Annotated in this window: 21 protein-coding genes; 4 read left to right on the forward strand and 17 right to left on the reverse strand. The window is 64.8% G+C overall.

Annotation, left to right across the window (positions count from 1 at the left end; translation table 11 throughout):
* Window positions 1–3 precede the first annotated feature (3 nt).
* On the reverse strand, window positions 4–444 hold the full coding sequence (locus OOZ63_RS09755; protein ID WP_416234715.1) for a pilin: 441 nt from the start codon (window positions 442–444) through the stop codon (window positions 4–6).
* A 309-nt stretch (window positions 445–753) separates the two neighbouring features.
* Between OOZ63_RS09755 and OOZ63_RS09765 the strand changes: the two genes are divergently transcribed.
* Complete coding sequence (locus OOZ63_RS09765; RefSeq protein WP_266005252.1) at window positions 754–969, forward strand: type II toxin-antitoxin system Phd/YefM family antitoxin; 216 nt, start codon at window positions 754–756, stop codon at window positions 967–969.
* On the forward strand, window positions 966–1,352 hold the full coding sequence (locus tag OOZ63_RS09770; protein ID WP_266005253.1) for a type II toxin-antitoxin system VapC family toxin: 387 nt from the start codon (window positions 966–968) through the stop codon (window positions 1,350–1,352). The genes OOZ63_RS09765 and OOZ63_RS09770 overlap by 4 nt, the downstream gene beginning before the upstream one ends.
* A 19-nt stretch (window positions 1,353–1,371) precedes the next feature.
* Here the strand turns inward: OOZ63_RS09770 and OOZ63_RS09775 are convergent, their stop codons facing one another.
* The 12 genes from OOZ63_RS09775 to recA form a co-directional block, all read right to left on the reverse strand.
* The gene (locus OOZ63_RS09775; RefSeq protein WP_266005254.1) at window positions 1,372–1,761 is read right to left on the reverse strand and encodes a PIN domain-containing protein; all 390 of its coding nucleotides are present in this window, start codon (window positions 1,759–1,761) and stop codon (window positions 1,372–1,374) included.
* 14 nt (window positions 1,762–1,775) lie between these two features.
* Window positions 1,776–2,009 (reverse strand): type II toxin-antitoxin system VapB family antitoxin, encoded by a 234-nt coding sequence (gene vapB / locus OOZ63_RS09780; RefSeq protein WP_266005255.1) that lies wholly within the window; start codon window positions 2,007–2,009, stop codon window positions 1,776–1,778.
* 51 nt (window positions 2,010–2,060) lie between these two features.
* Window positions 2,061–2,834 (reverse strand): MBL fold metallo-hydrolase, encoded by a 774-nt coding sequence (locus tag OOZ63_RS09785; protein WP_266005256.1) that lies wholly within the window; start codon window positions 2,832–2,834, stop codon window positions 2,061–2,063.
* A gap of 186 nt (window positions 2,835–3,020) precedes the next feature.
* The gene (locus tag OOZ63_RS09790) at window positions 3,021–3,683 is read right to left on the reverse strand and encodes an FHA domain-containing protein (protein WP_266005257.1); all 663 of its coding nucleotides are present in this window, start codon (window positions 3,681–3,683) and stop codon (window positions 3,021–3,023) included.
* Between the two features lie 72 nt (window positions 3,684–3,755).
* The gene (locus OOZ63_RS09795) at window positions 3,756–4,544 is read right to left on the reverse strand and encodes a Stp1/IreP family PP2C-type Ser/Thr phosphatase (protein ID WP_266005258.1); all 789 of its coding nucleotides are present in this window, start codon (window positions 4,542–4,544) and stop codon (window positions 3,756–3,758) included.
* Between the two features lie 26 nt (window positions 4,545–4,570).
* Window positions 4,571–5,626, reverse strand: coding sequence for a serine/threonine-protein kinase (locus tag OOZ63_RS09800; protein ID WP_266005259.1), 1,056 nt, complete (start codon window positions 5,624–5,626; stop codon window positions 4,571–4,573).
* Window positions 5,627–5,640: 14 nt separating this feature from the next.
* Complete coding sequence (locus OOZ63_RS09805; RefSeq protein ID WP_266005260.1) at window positions 5,641–6,369, reverse strand: TerC family protein; 729 nt, start codon at window positions 6,367–6,369, stop codon at window positions 5,641–5,643.
* A 215-nt stretch (window positions 6,370–6,584) separates the two neighbouring features.
* Window positions 6,585–7,478 (reverse strand): succinate--CoA ligase subunit alpha, encoded by an 894-nt coding sequence (sucD, locus tag OOZ63_RS09810; protein WP_266005261.1) that lies wholly within the window; start codon window positions 7,476–7,478, stop codon window positions 6,585–6,587.
* Between the two features lie 20 nt (window positions 7,479–7,498).
* Window positions 7,499–8,659 (reverse strand): ADP-forming succinate--CoA ligase subunit beta, encoded by a 1,161-nt coding sequence (gene sucC, locus OOZ63_RS09815; protein ID WP_266005262.1) that lies wholly within the window; start codon window positions 8,657–8,659, stop codon window positions 7,499–7,501.
* 23 nt (window positions 8,660–8,682) lie between these two features.
* A complete protein-coding gene (locus OOZ63_RS09820) occupies window positions 8,683–9,285 on the reverse strand; it encodes a DUF2889 domain-containing protein (RefSeq protein ID WP_266005263.1) in 603 nt (200 codons plus the stop codon).
* 123 nt (window positions 9,286–9,408) lie between these two features.
* Entirely contained in the window at window positions 9,409–9,903 is a 495-nt protein-coding gene (recX, locus tag OOZ63_RS09825) for a recombination regulator RecX (protein WP_266005264.1), read from the reverse strand.
* Window positions 9,904–9,938: 35 nt separating this feature from the next.
* A complete protein-coding gene (gene recA / locus OOZ63_RS09830) occupies window positions 9,939–10,979 on the reverse strand; it encodes a recombinase RecA (RefSeq protein WP_266005265.1) in 1,041 nt (346 codons plus the stop codon).
* A 135-nt stretch (window positions 10,980–11,114) separates the two neighbouring features.
* Here recA and OOZ63_RS09835 point away from each other — a divergent pair, with 135 nt between their 5' ends.
* A complete protein-coding gene (locus OOZ63_RS09835; protein WP_266005266.1) occupies window positions 11,115–11,786 on the forward strand; it encodes a response regulator transcription factor in 672 nt (223 codons plus the stop codon).
* A 14-nt stretch (window positions 11,787–11,800) separates the two neighbouring features.
* Entirely contained in the window at window positions 11,801–13,306 is a 1,506-nt protein-coding gene (locus OOZ63_RS09840; RefSeq protein WP_266005267.1) for a sensor histidine kinase, read from the forward strand.
* On the opposite strand, the gene rodA is transcribed toward OOZ63_RS09840, so the two are convergent.
* The 4 genes from rodA to mreC are packed head-to-tail and all read right to left on the reverse strand — an operon-like array spanning window position 13,293 to window position 17,924.
* Window positions 13,293–14,447: a rod shape-determining protein RodA gene (rodA, locus tag OOZ63_RS09845; protein ID WP_266005268.1), complete on the reverse strand. Its 1,155-nt coding sequence runs from the start codon at window positions 14,445–14,447 to the stop codon at window positions 13,293–13,295. The genes OOZ63_RS09840 and rodA overlap by 14 nt on opposite strands.
* Window positions 14,444–16,462, reverse strand: coding sequence for a penicillin-binding protein 2 (gene mrdA / locus OOZ63_RS09850; RefSeq protein ID WP_266005269.1), 2,019 nt, complete (start codon window positions 16,460–16,462; stop codon window positions 14,444–14,446). Before mrdA ends, rodA begins: the two co-directional genes overlap by 4 nt.
* Window positions 16,462–16,983 (reverse strand): rod shape-determining protein MreD, encoded by a 522-nt coding sequence (mreD, locus tag OOZ63_RS09855; RefSeq protein WP_266005270.1) that lies wholly within the window; start codon window positions 16,981–16,983, stop codon window positions 16,462–16,464. The genes mrdA and mreD overlap by 1 nt, the downstream gene beginning before the upstream one ends.
* Window positions 16,980–17,924, reverse strand: a complete 945-nt coding sequence (gene mreC, locus OOZ63_RS09860; RefSeq protein WP_266005271.1) for a rod shape-determining protein MreC — start codon at window positions 17,922–17,924, stop codon at window positions 16,980–16,982. The genes mreD and mreC overlap by 4 nt, the downstream gene beginning before the upstream one ends.
* Window positions 17,925–17,938: the final 14 nt, after the last annotated feature.

Here is a 17,938-nt window from a genome sequence, read left to right on the forward strand (position 1 = left end):
CGCTCAGGGGTTGTTCTTCGTGATGGAGTCAGTTACCGCACCCTTTGTGCAGCCAGCACATTCATTCTTCCAGCTGATGCGTGCACCATCTTCGGTCGGCGTCATCTTGATCGTCTGACCGTCGATGTCGCCATGAATGCCCTTGTTCAGCACAACGTCAATAATGCCGTCAGCTGCCTTGGCGCTGGCGATTTCCTTCGTTGCCGCAAAGTCGAGCACATCATTGCTGCCGGTGGTGCAGCCGGTCTTGGTACCAATGGTCTGGATGCAAAGCGCTACTGCCTTTTTCACGCCATCGACCTGAGCCAGTGCCGAGCCGACACGTGCCTTGCCGGTGTAATCGCGATACTGCGGAATTGCCACCGCAGCCAAGATACCAATAATCGCCACGACGATCATCAGTTCGATCAGGGTGAAACCTTGTTGGACGCGCTTCATGCTCATGATGTGGACTCCTGGGAAGAAAAAAGTGCATTGAGGGGTAGAGACACTCCCCCTGAATGCAGGGGTCGTGCCAGCCGTTTTGCGGCCATAAACGTGATCTGCGTCACGCGAAATTGGCAGTCCGGCGCATCGAAGTGACCATTCTTGGCAGCCGGTCCGGCGCGATTTGTACGGGGGACCGGGAGGTGACGATTTTTGTCAGTCGCCGCACGCAAAGCCCGACTGCCAGTCAAGACTGCACTAACCAAGCTTGGTCAGTCCCAGGGCCGCACCATGCAAACCATCAACATCCACTAAGCCAAGACCCATTTGTCGCGGCTCGTCGACGCAGCCAGCAAGGTGGAGCCCTTTGTGATCGCCAAGGCCGGTAAGCCTCTGGTGAAGGTGATGGCGATCAATGCGCCGGAGGCGGGGCAATTGGAGCCCCTGGGCTTCATGGCAGAGCAGATCGCCGTGCCCGATGACTTTGTTGACCGTATGGGTGCGGTCGAAATCGAGTGGCTGTTCGTCGACGGCGACGCATGAAGCTGCTGCTGGACACGCATCTGCTGCTCTGGGCGGCCGGTGCGCCGCAGCGCTTGTCCGGTGAAGCCCGGGCCTTGCTTGAGGCCCCGGCCAACGAGTTGTTCTTCAGCGCGGCCAGCCTGTGGGAGATCGCCACCAAGCGCAGCTTGGGGCGGGAGGACTTTCAGTTGGATGCCCGGCTGCTGCGACGCGGCTTGCTGGACAACGGCTACAGCGACCTCGTAATCGGCAGCCAGCATGCGGTGGCCATAGACACCTTGCCGCCGCTGCACAAGGACCCGTCCGGCCGACTGCTGATCGCGCAGGCCATGGTCGAGGGCATCACGCTGCTGACTTCCGACGCGATGGCGGCACAGCATCCAGGGCCGGCACGCCAGCTTTGAACTCAGCGACGGGACGGTCTCAGCCTTCCACCCAGTTGGCCACTAGCAGCGCCTCGACCCGCTCGAACTCGCGCGGATTGTTGGATACCAGCGTCAGCCCCTCGCTGCGCGCACGGGCGGCAATGTGCAAGTCGTTGACGCCGATGGGTTCGCCCTTCTTCTCCAGCGCACTAGGGATATTGCCGTAGTGTTCCGCCGCCTTGGCGCCGTAGCTGAGCACTTCCAAGCAACTGCAGCAGTCTTCAACCACGTCAAGGGCGCGCGAACTGGCCTGACTCTTGTGGGCCCTATGCAGCAGTTTGGCCACGGTGATCGAAGACACTGCCATCTGCCCTGCATGCTCATTGAAACGCGCCAGCGCAGTCAGTGGGCGTTGCTTGATCACATAGATGCAGATATTCGTGTCCACCAGGTAGCGCAGCTTCAGAGCGCCTCGCGCTCGGGCTGTACTTGGCTGGCACGCTCGGGCATGAAGTCTTCGGGGGCTTCAGGACCGTCCAAGAAGAAGCTGTCCCAAGACTGGCCGACCGGCGCAATGATGCGCTCACAGCCTCGGGCTCGCACCTCGACCTGCTTGACACCTTCGGGCAAGCGCAAATGCGCCGGCAAGCGAATCGCCTGGCTGCGGTTACTGGTAAATACCTTACTCCGGCTCATCGTGCCATTTCCGATGGGATATGGCACGAGTGTTTGCCAAAAACCAAGGCATCAGAGCGCAATCACCTGCCCCGCCCTCAGCGCACTGATCCGATGCGGGCTGCTCAAGGTGCCGATCTCGCTCATTACCGCGTCCATCTCGCCGGGCTTGATGTGGGTGATGTGGACTTCGACGCTGCCGGCCAGCTGGGCCAGTTCGCGGCCCAGCGCCGTCGGGCAGAGATGTCGACTGATGCGCGCGAGTTGGCGCTCGTCGTCGCCAAAAGCGGTTTCGATCACCAGATGGGCAACCTTGATTTCGGACAGGCGTTGCCACAGGGCCGGATTGGGGCCGGTGTCACCGGTGTAGACCCAGTGGCCGGCGGGTGAATCGACCGCGAAACCGACCGCCGGTACCGTGTGCTCGGCATTCAGCACCTCGATCTCGCGACCGCCCAGGCTCAGGTGCTGGCCGATCTCGAAAGGGTGCAGGCTCAGCACCGGATGCTCGGCGCTGGGCAGGCGGGTGAAGTCGGGCCAGATCACACCATTGAAGATGTGCTGGCGCAGCGCGTCCAGCGTGGCTGCGAGCGCGTGGACCTGGATCGGCGGACGGCCGGCCTGGGCGCGCAGGCGCAACACGGTGTCGGCCAGCAGGCCGACGGCCAGGATGTGGTCCAGATGCGAGTGACTGACCAGGATGTGGTCGATGCGAGCCAAGGCGTCCAGGCCGAGGTCACCGACGCCGGTGCCAGCGTCGATCAGGATGTCGTCGTCGAGCAGGAAGGCGCTGGTCTTGTAGCCTGCTGCAATGGCGCCGGAGCAGCCCAGGACATGTATGTTCATGCGTCGGAGTCGGAGATGGCGCACGAGATTGTGGGCGCCATCTCAATTTACGCGCGCCGAGCAGCCCTGCCTAGCTGCGTAGTTCGCGTTTCTCAGCCGATCAGGGGACGGCTGCGACGATGTCGGGCGGCGGCGTGATTTGCTGCACGGCGGGCGGGCCTGAGCTGCCGGTTTCAGCCGCCGGGTTCAGAGACCAGCCTGGACAAACTGCATCTGGGTGCCGGCCAACTCGATCACATCGCCGCTTTTCAGGGCAACCGATTCACCGACCAGGGGGATGCCGTTGACGCTGGGGCGGGCGCCGCCCTCCACATGGGCGAACACATAGCCGCTGGGGCGCTTGGTGATAGAGGCCACCTGGACGCCGGGCTTGCCAACCGTGGTGACGACCTTGGTCAGGCTGACCTCCCGGCCGGCGGCCGCGCCGGTCAGCACCTTGATCGTCGCCGGCATCGCGGTACTTGCGGGCAAGCCCAGGGCGCCGAAGGACGAAGGCAGACCGAAACCGCTGGGCACGGCGGAGCCGGGCTTGAGGATCATGGTCTTTTCGTAGTCAACGCTGTCTTCCAGCAGGAACTTGATCTTGTACTTGCCGATCTCGACGACGTCGCTGTTGCTGAGCAACTGCTTCTTGATCGCCTTGCCGTTGATATACGTGCCGTTGGTGGAGTTCAGGTCTTCGATGAACACGTCGACGCCCACCATCTGCAGCACGGCATGCTCACCGCTGACCGCCAGATTGTCGATCACGATGTCGTTGTAAGGCCGCCGCCCCAGGGTGGTCTTGTCCTTGGTGATCTGCACCTCCTTGATCACCACCCCATCGAGCGAAACCACCAGCTTGCCCATGCTTGACCTCAAGTCCTGTTGTCTGTTTTGCGTGCCGGCCGGCCGCTCCAAGCCGCCCATTCGGACCCGACCCTATTTACGACCGAAGGGCCACCATGTCCGGCCAGCCGTCCGGACTGGACCCTCGGCGCGGGCCAACACAATCGCAATATTATCCTTGCCGCCCATGTCGTTAGCCGCATCAATCAAGGCTTGAGCCGCTTCCGACAGCGAAGGGTGGCTTAAGAGCAACTGAGCAAGCGCGTCGTCGTCCAGCATATCGGAGAGTCCGTCCGAGCACAGCAGGAACAGATCGCCCGGCTGAACCTCATGCTGATGCAGCTCGAGCATCACCGTATCCTCGACGCCCACCGCTCGGGTCACCAGATTGCGATTGTTGGAATAGGCGGCCTCTTCGGGGGTCAGCAAGCCGGCATCGAGCTGCTCCTGCAGCAGCGAATGGTCGCGGGTCAGCTGGCTCAGCTGACCGTTGCGCAAACGGTAGGCGCGAGAATCGCCGACATGACCCAGCAGCAGGCCCTCGTCGCGGAAAACGGCCAGCACCAGGGTCGTGCCCATGCCGGCGTAGCGCGGATTGGTGTTGGCCGCGTTGAAAATGGCGCGATTGGCGTTGTCCACACAGATGTCCATCGCCCGCTTCACGTCGGCAGCGGTAGCCTTGTTGCTCGTTTCCTTGAGCCACCTGCCCAGCTCGGCCGTAATGAAGGACGTCAGCATCTGGCTGGCGACCTCGCCGGCGTTGTAGCCTCCCATGCCGTCGGCCAGTACGGCCAAGCTCACGGCCGGGTCCAGAGCCACCGAGTCTTCGTTATTGTCGCGGGCGCGGCCGACATCGGTAGCGCTGAAGATCTCCACGGTCATGGGCGGGCTGGGCTGTGTCGCTTAGGTCAGGGATTTTGCCCCGGTTCCTGGGGGTTCAGACGCAATGTTTGCGCGAACGGGTCGGCGGCCGTGAAATCCTCGCGGACCGGCGGGCCTGCCAGATCATCCACCGGCAGCTGGGCCAACACCGTCTCCAGGTCCTGGGCGAACAGCTCGCCGCTTCGGTAGCGCAGCTCGGGGCGCTTTTCCAGCGCCAGCGCCAGCACCAGCGCCAGCGATTCGGGCAGCTCAGGTCTGTGGTGGCGCACATCGGGGGGCGCCTGGTTGGCGATCTGGTACATCAGCTGGGCCATCGAGTCCGACTGGTGCGGCAGCTGGCCGGTCAGCAGCTGATAGAGCAGTGCGCCCAGCGAATACAGGTCGCTGCGTCCGTCGACCTGCAGCCCCGCGAGTTGCTCGGGCGACATGAAAGAGGGGGTGCCCAGCACCAGGCCGGTGCGGGTGCGGCTGCCGTCAGCAATGCGGGCAATGCCGAAATCCATGATCTTCAGCGTTGCGCTGTCGCGGTCCAGCATCACATTGGAGGGCTTGATGTCGCGGTGCACCACGCCCTGGCTGTGCGCAAAGGCCAGCGCACGGGCCAGCCGTATGGCCAGTGCGAGCACCTCGCGCACCGGCAGCAGCGCGCCCGCGCGGGTGAAGTGGCTCAGGTCCTGTCCCTGCACATACTCCATCGCGATCCAGGCGTCCTGGCCAGTCGGGCCGGCGTCGAGCACCTGCAGGATGTCAGGGTGGGCCAGATGGCCGGCGGCGCGGGCCTCGCGCATGAAGCGCCGGCGCACATCGATCAGGTCCTCGGCCGCAAACTCCCGCTGCAAAGCCAGTCGCTTGATGGCCACCTGACGGCCGCTGGCCCGCTCGGTGGCCAGGTGCACGACGGCCATCGCACCGCGGCCCAGCTCGGCACCGATCTCATAGCTGTCGAGGCTGGCGCCGCTGTCGGTCTGGAAATGCTGGGGCTGGGTGCTGGGCAGCGTGCTGGGCTCGGTGACGCTGTCGCCTGGGCTGCCCGGCTCGGCCTTGCGGCCCAGCATGCGCTTCCAGAAGCCGGGCGCAGCCATCTCTTACCTGAGCCTCAGGCGGCCTTGCTGCGCATGGCCATGGCCTTGCCGAACAGCAAGACCAGCAGCGCACCTGCCACGCCGCAGCCGTAGTACAGCGCTGGCAGAACCTCGGTCGAGCCCGGCTTGTCGCCGGCCTGGGTCGGCACCCAGTTGGCCAGCGCCGGGTCGCCCACCATCATCGTGCCGGCAATCCAGCCCAGGAGCATCGCACCCAAGGTGATAACCATCGGGAAGCGGTCCATCAGCTTGATCACCAATTGGCTGCCCCAGACGATGATGGGGATCGAGACGAGCAAGCCGAAGATCACCAGCGGCATCTGGTGATCCCCGCCCGCGCCTTCGGCGGCACCGGCGATCGCGATCACATTGTCCAGACTCATCACGAAGTCGGCCACGATGACGGTCTTGACCGCCGCCCACAGCTTGTCGCTGGCCTGGATATTGGCATGCTCATCGTCATGCTCGGGCATCAGCAGCTTCATACCGATCCACAGCAGCAAGATGCCGCCGACCAGCTTCAAGAAAGGCAGCTTCAGCAGGGTCAGTGCGAAGAAGATCAGGATGACGCGCAGCACGATGGCGCCGGCCGTGCCCCACATGATGCCTTTACGACGCTGTGCGTCGGGCAGCTTGCGGCAGGCCAGCGCGATCACCACCGCGTTGTCGCCGCCAAGCAGGATGTCGATCATGATGATCTGGCCGACGGCGAGCCAGAACTCGGGACTGGTGAGCATGTCCATGGGTATTTGCTTTGTTGGGTGTTCTGCGGCCTGCACAGAAACGGTGAGCGACTATAACGAGGCCGGCCGGATCGCTGCCGGAAAACGAAAAAGGGGCTGTCGCCCCTTTTTTCTCAGTCCGGCCGCTCGGGCTGCTGCTGAATTGTGCGATGCCACGCCCCCCTGGCTCGATGCGTGGAATTACGCATTTGCGAGGGCAGCCGTGGCTGCCGCCCTTACAGCAAGGCCTTGAGCAGCTTGGCCATTTCCGACGGATTACGTGTGATCGTGAAGCCCGACTCTTCCATGATAGCGAGCTTGGCGTCGGCCGTGTCGGCACCACCGGAGATCAGCGCGCCGGCATGGCCCATGCGCTTGCCCGGAGGGGCGGTGACGCCTGCGATGAAACCGACGATCGGCTTCTTCATGTTCAGCTTGCACCAACGGGCGGCTTCGGCCTCGTCCGGGCCGCCGATCTCGCCAATCATGATGACGGCGTCGGTGTCCGGATCGTCGTTGAAGGCCTTCATCACGTCGATGTGCTTCAGACCGTTGATCGGGTCGCCACCGATGCCGACGGCCGACGATTGGCCCAGGCCGATTTCGGTCAGCTGCGCCACGGCTTCATAGGTCAGCGTGCCCGAGCGGGACACGACGCCGATACGGCCCTTGCGGTGGATGTGGCCGGGCATGATGCCGATCTTGATTTCTTCGGGCGTGATCAGGCCAGGGCAGTTGGGGCCCAGCAGCAGGGTGCGCTTGCCACCGGCGGCTTCCTTGGCCTTCATTTTGTTGCGCACTTCCAGCATGTCCTTGACGGGGATGCCTTCGGTGATGCAAATCGCCAGATCCAGATCGGCTTCGACAGCTTCCCAGATCGCAGCAGCGGCGCCGGCGGGCGGCACATAGATCACCGACACGGTGGCGCCGGTCTGGCCGGCGGCTTCCTTGACGGTGGCGTAGATTGGGATGTCGGAGAACTTCTCGCCGGCCTTCTTCGGGTTCACACCGGCGACGAAGGCGTTCTTGCCGTTGGCATAGGCTTGGCAACCGAGCGTGTGGAACTGACCGGTCTTGCCCGTGATGCCCTGGGTGATGACCTTGGTGTCTTTGTTGATGTAGATCGACATGATTTCTTTCCTAGAGGGCTTTAAGCGACGGCGGCGACGATCTTCGTCGCGGCTTCGGCCATCGAATCGGCGGCGATGATGGGCAGGCCGGATTCGGCCAGCATCTTCTTGCCCAGCTCTTCGTTGGTGCCCTTCATGCGCACGACCAGCGGCACGGACAGATTCACGGCCTTGCAGGCGGTGATCACGCCTTCGGCGATGGTGTCGCACTTCATGATGCCGCCGAAGATGTTGACCAGAATGCCCTTCACTTCAGGGTTCTTCAGCATGATCTTGAAGGCTTCGGTGACCTTCTCGGCTGTGGCACCGCCGCCGACGTCCAGGAAGTTGGCCGGCTCGCCGCCGAACAGCTTGATGGTGTCCATCGTCGCCATGGCCAGACCGGCACCGTTGACCAGGCAGCCGATATTGCCGTCCAGCGAGATGTAAGCCAGGTCGAACTTCGAGGCTTCGACTTCAGCCGGATCCTCTTCATCCAGGTCGCGGTAAGCGACGATCTCGGGGTGACGGAACAGCGCGTTGGCGTCGAAGTTGAACTTGGCGTCCAGCGCAATCAGATTGCCCTTGGAATCGCAGTTCAGCGGGTTGATCTCCACCAGCGACGCGTCGGTGTCCATGTAGCACTTGTAGAGCTTGGCGAAGATGTCGACGGCTTGGTCGATCGACGCGCCGGTCAGACCGATCGCTGCAGCAATCTTTCGCGACTGCGCTTCGGTCAGGCCGGTCAGCGGATCGATCATCTCGGTGATGATCTTCTCGGGCGTGGAGTGGGCCACTTCCTCGATGTCCATGCCGCCTTCGCTGGACGCGATGAAGGCGACCTTCTGCGTGCCGCGGTCGGTGACCAGCGAGACGTACAGTTCATTCTTGATGTCAGCGCCGTCCTCAATGTAGAGGCGACGGACCTTCTGGCCTTCTGGGCCGGTCTGGTGCGTGATCAACTGCATGCCAAGGATCTGCTCGGCCAGGCTCTTGACGTCGTCCAGCGAGCGGCCCAGCTTGACGCCGCCGCCCTTGCCACGGCCGCCGGCGTGGATCTGTGCCTTCACAACCCAGACCGGGCCGCCGAGCTTTTGCGCGGCTTCCACCGCTTCTTGCACCGTGAAGGCCGGGATGCCACGCGGCACCGGAACACCGAACTGGCGCAGGATTTCCTTGCCCTGGTACTCGTGAATCTTCATAGGGGTCTCGCTTCTTGGAAAAGTCAGGATGAGGAAGCCGCAGGCAGCGTGGCGGCGCCGGCAGCACAGGCTGCCTGACCGTCGCGATACCAGCGAGGGTAATGGGTGCGCACGACCGCGCCGTCGCGGCGCAAGGCATGGCATTTGTCGAGCTGAAATGGCGGCTGGCCCGAACCATCGCCCTCGCGGGTGTCGATCACGAGGCCGGCAAAGGCCTGGATCACCGCGGTCGGCAGGATCTGGCACAGCTCGGTCAGATGGGTGCAGCCCCGGGTGCCGGCCAGACGCTCTTTGACGCCAAGCCGGAATCCTTTGAGCAGATTCAGACCAACCAGGCGCGCATAGGCATCGTCATGCTGGTCGCAGGCGCCGGGATAGGGCATCCAGCGCGTCTGCGAGCCGGCCTCATGGATTGTCAACTCGGTATCGATGACCAGCTGCAGCACCATGTCATGGATGGGCTCTCCGGCATGGCGGGTGCCCCCGGCCATGGGGATATCGCGTGTCTTGGTGTCGCTCAGCGTGGCCTCAACCTCGTAGAGCCCGTCGTCGCGCGCATAGACCTGCACATCGAGAGCTCGACGGTGCAGCAGACGGCGCGCAGTGGAGGGGTTGAGCAAGGACATGGGGCGCTGGACAAACACGGACGCACAAAAACGGGCCCGCAGGCCCCAATTGTGGCTGCGAGCAGGCTTTGCACAGTCCGGCAATGTAGCATGCTGCGCTGCCGCAAGCCTGTCGACAAGCTGTCAGGGGGTCTGCGGCGCCTCCGAAATCTGGCGCAGCACCCGCCGCACGACATCGGCCGAGAAACCCCGCGCCAGCAGAAAACGGGTCTGCTTGGCACGGCCTCCGGCGTCCTCGGCCGGGCTGCCGAATTTGCGCTGCCAGATCGCTTGCGCGCGCTCGAACTCGCTGTCCTTGAGTCGCGCCTGGCTGTCGGCGCTCAGGCTCAACCCGTGCTGGGCCAACTCCTGCTGGATGCGCAAGTGGCCATAGCGCTGGGCGCGGGCATGGATGCGTGACTCGACGAAACGTTCCTCGCTGAGATAGCCCTGGGCCAGCAGCCAGACCAGCAAATCGTCAACCTCTGTCTCGATCTCTGCGACCTCGACCGCCTCGGCACCGGCGGCGTCGCGCTGCGCCCGGGCAATACGCAGCAACTTGCGGCGCAACTCGCTGCGGCTGTGCTCACGCTGCGCCAGCAGCGTGATGGCACGCATCTTCAGGGACAAGGGTTTCATTGCAAGCCGGCGTCAGGCGCTCGCCCCAGCGGGCATCAAGCGGCCGGACCGTCCACCGTCAGCAGAGGCACGCCCAGCGACTCCCGCACCTTGTTCTCGATCTCGCGGCCGATATCGGGGTTCTCGCGCAGGAATTCGCGCGCGTTGTCCTTGCCCTGGCCGATCTTTTCGCCGTTGTAGGCATACCAGGCGCCGGCCTTGTCGACCACCTTGGCCACCACGCCCATGTCGATGATCTCGCCTTCACGACTGATGCCTTCGCCGTAGAGAATGTCGAACTCGGCGGTCTTGAACGGCGGCGCCACCTTGTTCTTGACGACCTTGACCTTGGTCTCGGAGCCGATCACTTCCTCGCCCTTCTTGATCGAGCCGATGCGGCGGATGTCCAGACGCACCGAGGCGTAGAACTTCAGGGCATTACCACCCGTGGTGGTCTCGGGGCTGCCGAACATCACGCCGATCTTCATGCGGATCTGGTTGATGAAGATGACCATGCAGTTGGTCTTCTTGATGGTCGCGGTCAGCTTGCGCAGTGCCTGGCTCATCAGCCGGGCTTGCAGGCCGGGCAGTGAATCGCCCATCTCGCCCTCCAGCTCGGCCTTGGGCGTCAACGCCGCGACCGAGTCGACCACGATCAGGTCCACCGAACCGGAACGCACCAGCGCATCAACGATTTCCAGCGCCTGTTCACCGGTGTCCGGCTGGCTGATCAGCAACTCCTGCAGGTTGACGCCCAGCTTCTGTGCGTACTGGATGTCCAGCGCATGCTCGGCATCAATGAAGGCGCAGACGCCGCTGAGCTTTTGCATCTCGGCGATCACCTGCAGGGTCAGTGTCGTCTTGCCCGAAGACTCGGGGCCGTAGATCTCGACAACCCGGCCACGCGGCAAACCACCGACGCCCAACGCAATGTCCAGGCCCAGCGAGCCGGTCGACACCACCTGGATGTCCTCGATCACTTCGCCCTCGCCCAAGCGCATGATGGAGCCCTTGCCGAACTGCTTCTCGATCTGGGACAGGGCGGCTTGCAGGGCCTTGGCTTTTTCGGTGTTGATGGCTTTGACGGGGGCGTCCATGTTTTTCTCCTGTTGAGGCTGGGCGCATTATGGCGCAATCTGTATATTCGTACAGTAGTTTAGGAGCTGCCTGCTGACAAGCAATGTCAGCAGGGCCGGCGTCCCTAGAATGCTCGTAAAGACTGGGGACAAAGCATGCGCATCCTGATTGCGGAAGATGACCAAGTGCTGGCTGATGGTTTGCTGCGCTCATTGCGCGCCTCCGGCTATGCGGTGGACCAGGTTGGTTCGGGCACCGAGGCCGATGCGGCGCTGGCTTCGCATGAGTTCGATCTGGTGATTCTGGATCTGGGCCTGCCCAAACTCCATGGGCTGGAGGTGCTGCGCAAGCTGCGCGGGCGTGGTGCGTCGATGCCGGTGTTGATACTGACGGCGGCCGACAGCGTCGAGCAGCGCGTCAAGGGCCTGGATCTGGGCGCCGACGACTACATGGCCAAGCCCTTCTCGCTACAGGAGCTGGAGGCGCGGGTGCGGGCATTGACCCGACGCGGCTTGGGTACCGCCTCCAGCGTCATCAAGCATGGGCCGCTGAGCTTCGATGCCACTGGCCGGGTCGCCTATATCAACGAACAGATGATCGAGCTGTCGGCGCGCGAGCTGAGCCTGCTGGAGGTGCTGCTGCAGCGCGCCGGCCGCCTGGTCAGCAAGGATCAGCTGGTCGAGCGCCTGTGTGAATGGGGCGAGGAGGTCAGCAATAACGCGATCGAGGTCTATATCCACCGCCTGCGCAAGAAGATCGAGCAGGGGCCGATCCGCATCGCCACGGTGCGCGGCCTCGGCTACTGTCTCGAAAAAATTCCTGGCTGACGCCAGCAGCGTGAATGGCCGGAGACACCGAACAACGATCGCTGTTCGGCGAGATCCTCGATTGGATGCTCGCCCCGCTGCTGGTGATCTGGCCCATCAGCGTGGCGCTGACCTGGCTGGTGGCGCAAGGCATTGCCAACCGGCCGTATGACCGCGAGCTCGGTGAGATGGCGCGCAATCTGGGCCTGCAGGCGGCCTCGGAAACGCCTCGCGCTGGCAGCAGCGCGCGGTCTCGCTACGCCCTGTCGCCGGAGGCCGCCGCGCTGCTGCGGGCCGATGAGGCCGACACGGTCTACTACCAGGTGCTGGGCCTGCGCGGCGAGTTCCTCAGCGGCGACCGCCAGCTGCCGGTGCCGGCCGCGGACGACCCCATCGTGCCCTGGGAGCTGCACTTCCGTGACGACGAGGTCGGCAGCGACACGGTGCGGGTCGCCTATCTGTGGGTGGCGCCCGAGGGTCAGGCCGGCTCGACACAGACCATGCTGGTGCAGGTGGCCGAGACCCTGGGCAAGCGTGCTCGCCTGACCAACGAGATCATTAAAGGCGTGATCCTGCCGCAGTTCGTGATCCTGCCGCTTGCGGTGCTGCTGGTGTGGCTGGCGTTGGCGCGCGGCATCGCACCGCTCAACGACCTGCAGCGCCGCATCCGCTCGCGCGAGAGCTCGGATCTGAGCCCGATCGACGAGCGCCGGATCCCCGATGAGGTCGCACCGCTGGTGCGCGCCATCAATGATTTGCTGGGCCGGCTCGACCAGTCGATCGGCGCGCAGAAACACTTCCTGGCCGACGCCGCCCATCAACTGAAGACGCCTTTGGCCGGCCTGCGCACCCAGGCCGAATTCGCGCAGCGCGAGATCGATGAGGGCCGCAGCGAGCCGGCCGAACTGCGCCGCTCGCTGCAGCAGATCGCCTTGTCCAGCCAGCGCGCCGCCCATATGGTCAACCAGTTGCTCGCGATGGCCCGCGCCGAGGACAAGGAGCATGCGGCACGGCGCAGCGAGGTCAATCTCTCCGAGCTGGCGATGGAGACGGTGCGCGACTTCGTACCGCGTGCGATGGACAAGCGCATTGACCTGGGCTTTGAGGGGCCGGATGACGAGCACAGCGCGCTGCGCATCAACGGCCATCCGCTGCTGATCCGCGAGCTGATCCGCAATCTGGTCGACAACGCCCTACTCTACACACCGGCGCATGGCACGGTGACGGTGCGCGTCGTCGAAGACCCGTTCGGTCAGGTCACAGTGCTGCAGGTCGAGGACTCGGGGCCGGGCATTCCTGAGTCGGAGCGTGAGCAGGTATTCCAGCCGTTCTACCGGGCCCTGGGCACCAATGTTGACGGCTCAGGTCTGGGACTGGCCATCGTGCGTGAAATCGTCCAGCAGCATGAGGCCGAGATCACGCTGGACGAGACCCGCGAGCTGCGGTCCGGCCAGGCGCAAGAGGACGGCCAGGGGCCCGGCGCACGCTTCACCGTGCGTTTCGCGGCACATCCGGGCCGCGATGCGCTCAGCGCGACATGAAGCGCCGACTCTTCGCGATCGACATCAGAATGCCCAGGCTCAGGCCCAGCATCACCATCGCCGTGCCGCCATAGCTGATGAAGGGCAACGGCACGCCGACCACCGGCAGGATGCCGCTGACCATGCCCATATTCACGAAAACATAGGTGAAGAAGCTCAGCGTAATGGCGCCGGCGAGCAGGCGGCCGAACGGGTTGGTCGCCTCGGCCGCGATCATCAGCCCGCGCACGATCAGCGCGGCAAATCCCAGCAGCAGGCCTAAAGCGCCGACCAGGCCGAACTCCTCGCCATAGGCGGCGAAGATGAAGTCGGTGGTGCGCTCCGGAATGAACTCCAGATGGGTTTGCGTGCCTTTCATGAAGCCCTTGCCGGTCAAGCCGCCCGAGCCGATCGCGATCTCGCCCTGGATGATGTGAAAACCCTTGCCGAGCGGGTCCTTGTGCGGATCGAGCAGGGTGCAGACCCGGTTCTTCTGATACTCGCGCAGCACCGGCCACTCGACCTCGGGCTGGCAGATCTGGTCCTCGCTGAGCACCAGGGTGGTGATCGCGATCGCGCCGATGGCGACGGCCGGCAGGATGATGCGCCAGCTGAAGCCGGCGAAGAACAGCACATAAAAGCCCGCTGCGAACACCAAGATCGAGGTGCCCAAGTCGGGCTGGCGCGCCACCAGTCCCACCGGCACGGCCAGCATCAGCAGTGCGATGACGAAGTCGGCCGTGCGCAGCTGGCCCTCGCGCCGTTGGAACCACCAGGCCAGCATCAACGGCGTGGCGATCTTCAGCAGCTCCGATGGCTGGATCACGATGCCGATATTGAGCCAGCGCGTCGCACCCTTCTTGCTAATGCCGAACAGCGCCGTCGCCACCAGCAGCGCAATGCCCACGGTGTACAGCGGGATCGCCAGCGCCATCAGTCGCTGCGGCGGCACCTGGGCGACGACGAACATGATGGCCGCCGCCAGTGCCATATTGCGGGCATGGTCGACGAAGCGCGTGCCATGGTCGAAGCCGGCCGAGTACATGCACATCAGGCCCAGCCCCGCGAGCCAGGCCAGGATCAATAGCAGCGGACCGTCGAAACCGCTGACCCAGGGCCGCAGGCGGCTGAACAGCGAGGGCTTGCTGAAGACATGACTCATCGGCGGGCTCCCGAAGCGGCTGATGTGGCGGCTGATGCGGCCGGCGCAGGCGCCGACGCGGCCACTTGGCCCGGCGGCGGCACGGCCGTGATGGGGCGCGGCGCACCGACCGGCGCCTTGGTCAGACCTTGCTGGGTCAGTGCAATATCTTCCTCGCTGGGGTAGACGCCTTGCAGCAGGAAGTCGAAGACGCGACGCGCAATCGGCGCGGCGGCGGTCGACCCCCAGCCGGCGTTCTCGACGATCAGGGCCAGCGCGACAGTCGGGGCCTCGACCGGCGCGAAGGCGACATAGAGCGAATGGTCGCGCTTGCGCTCATCGGCCTTGATGCTGCTGTATTTCTCGCCGGCGCGCAGGCCCACGGCCTGGGCCGTACCGGTCTTGCCGCCGCTGGTGTAGGGCGCACCCATGAAGACGGCGCGCGAGGTGCCTTCCATCGTCACGCCATGCATCGCATTGCGTATCACCTCGGCATCGGCGGGCTTGAGCGGCAGCGGCTCCAGCGCGGCGCTGGCGACGCGGCGCTGCTCATGCTTGACCACGTCCTCGATTTCGCGCACCAGGCGTGGCTTGTAGCGCTGGCCGCTCGTGGCCACGGTGGCGTAGGCGGTGGCCAGCTGCAGCATCGTGAAGCTGTTGTAGCCCTGGCCGATGCCCAGCGAGATGGTCTCGCCGGGGAACCACTTCTGGTTGGCCGGGCTGCGCGCGAAATAGCGCTTCTTCCAGGCCTGCGAAGGCAGGATGCCGGTCACTTCGCCCTGCAAGTCGATCTCGGTCTTGCGCCCCAGGCCGAAAGGTTCGAGCTCGTCGTGGATCAGATCCACCCCCATCTCGTTGGCCAGACTGTAGAAGTAGACATTGCTGGAGCCGACGATGGCCAGCCGCATGTCCTTGGGGCCGGGCCGGTCCGCCTCCGGACTGCCGAAGGTGCGGCCGCCGAAGCTGTAGACCAGGTTGTCCATCACGATGGTGCCGGGCGCGCGCTTGCCGCTGGTCAGGGCTGCCATCGCCATCAGCGGCTTGAAGGTCGAGCCCGGCGGGTAGGTACCGCGCAGCGCGCGGTTCAGCAACGGCTTGTCGATGTTGTCGTTGAGCTCGCGCCAGCTGTCCGCATCGATGCCGTCGACGAACAGATTCGGGTCGAAGGTCGGCTTGGACACAAAGGCCAGCACCTCGCCGTTGCGCGGGTCGATCGCCACCAGCGCGCCGCGCCGGTCCTTATAGAGCTCCTCGACCAGAGCTTGCAGCCGGATGTCGATCGACAGCATCAGCGTGTTGCCCGGCGTCGGCGGCTTGTGGGCCAGGCGTCGCACCGCGCGGCCGCCTGCGCTCGTCTCCAGCTGCTCGAAGCCAGTGATGCCATGCAGCTCACGTTCGTAGGCCTGCTCCAGGCCCAGCTTGCCGATGTACTCGGTGCCGCGGTAGTTGGCGACGTCTTCCTCGTCCCAGTCGTCCATGGCCTTCTTCTCGGCCTGGTTGATGCGGCCGATATAGCCGATCAGATGGCTGCCGACCTCGCCCATCGGATAGCTGCGGAACAGCCGCGCCTTGATCTCGACGCCCGGGAAGCGAAAGCGCTGGGCGGTGAAGCGGGCGACCTCCTCGTCGCTGAGCTTGGTGCGTATGGGCAACGAGTCGAAGTGCTTGCTCTCCTCCAGCAAGCGCTTGAAGCGGCGGCGGTCGCGCGTTTGGATCTCGATCACCTCGGACAGGGCATCGATGGTCTTGTCCAGATCGCCGGCCTTGGACGGCATGATCTCCAGTGTGTAGGCCGAGTAGTTGCTGGCCAGCACGATGCCGTTGCGGTCCTTGATCAGGCCGCGATTGGGCACGATTGGCACGATGGCGGTGCGATTGCTCTCGGCCTGCTGGGCCAGTTCGTCATGCTGCAGCACCTGCAGCCAAACCAGGCGCGCCACCAGCAGCCCGAAGCAGAAAAGCACAAAGGCCACCGCCGCCAGCACGCGCAACCGGAACTGCGACTGCTCCTGCTCGGAATTCTTCAGCAGCATCATCACAGGGGCCGGTTGGCGTCTCGATCCGGGGCGCGGCGTTGCGGCGCCAGCAGCAGCACCGTGGCGATGGGCCACAGCAAGGCCTCGAACAATGGCGCCAGCAAAAGCGGCCAGCCCGGCCACATGCCGCCGACCATCAGCCGCACCGCCAGCGACACCGCATGGGCCAGCACGAACAGCGGCAGGATGTGCAGGGCCTGCACGGGCAGGCTGAACCACAGCAAGCGCCGGTGCAGCGCGATCGCGCCAAAGCTCAGCACGCTATAGGACAGCGCATGCTGACCCAGCAGCGCGCCATGCTGGACATCGACCAGCAGACCGAACACAAAGGCCCAGCCGACCCCGACCCGCCGCGGCTGGTGCACATTCCAGAACACCAGCACCAGTGCCAGCACATCGGGCATCGCGCTCTGGCGCCCGACCGGCACCATATCTACCACCAGGGCCAGCAGCAGGCTCACTGCGATGAAGAGGGGGTTGGCCGGCAGCAGCAGCTGGCCGGAGCCGCGTGGCATGATCATGGTCGACCTCCGCTGGCCTTGCTGCCGGCACGTGCCGGGGCCGACGCTGCGGCGGCAGAGGCCGCGACGGCCTCGTTGCGGGCGTGCTCGAGTTCGGCCAGTGCGCCCAGTACCAGCACATGGCGGACATTGTCGAGCTGAGCCACCGGGCGCAGGTTGACGCGGGCAAAGCTGCTGTCGCCGCGCCGCTCGATGGCGCTGATGCGGGCCACCGGCAGGCCGGGTGGATAGACGCCGTCCAGGCCGGAGGTGGTCAGCAGATCGTCCTGCTTGAGGTCGGCGTTGGTGGCCATGAAGCGCAGCTCCATGCCCAGGCCGTCGGTGCCGCCAAACGCCGCGCCGCGCTGCTGGCTGCGGGTGTTGAGCACGGGGATCGCGGCGTCCTTGTCATTGAGCAGCGTGACCTCTGCCGAAAGGAGATAGACCCGCGTCACCTGGCCCAGCACACCGGCATCGTTGATGACCGGTGCGCCGGAGCGCACGCCCTGCTGGCTACCGCGATCAATCACCACCTTGCGCGAATAGGGATCGCTCGCCTCGTACAGGACCTCGGCGGCAATGGTCGGCACCTGCAGAGCCGGTCGCAGTGCCAGCAGTGCGCGCAAGCTCTGGTTCTCGGCTTGCAGCTGCTCGGCGCGCGATAGGCGCTCGGCCTGCTGCACCAGTTGGCGGCGCGCCTGGTCCTCGGCGGCCATCGCGCGCTCGGTGCCGCGCAGGTAGTCGCTCAAGCGCTCCCAGGCGTCGACCGGCGCCAAGAGGCCCCGCTGCACCGGGTGCAGCACCAGGGCCAGTGCGGCGCGTGCCGGCGTCGCAAGCTTGAAGCGGGCATCGGCCACCATCAGGAAGATGGCCAGCGCCGCGCACAGCAGCAGCTTGGTCAGGGCCGAGGGGCCCTGGCGGAAAAACGGAGGTGGCGTGCGATCCAGGGTGCCCAGTGGCATGGCTCAGGCGGGGG

It is taken from the genome of Paucibacter sp. PLA-PC-4 (genome assembly GCF_026241155.1).
GTDB lineage: Bacteria > Pseudomonadota > Gammaproteobacteria > Burkholderiales > Burkholderiaceae_C > Roseateles_E.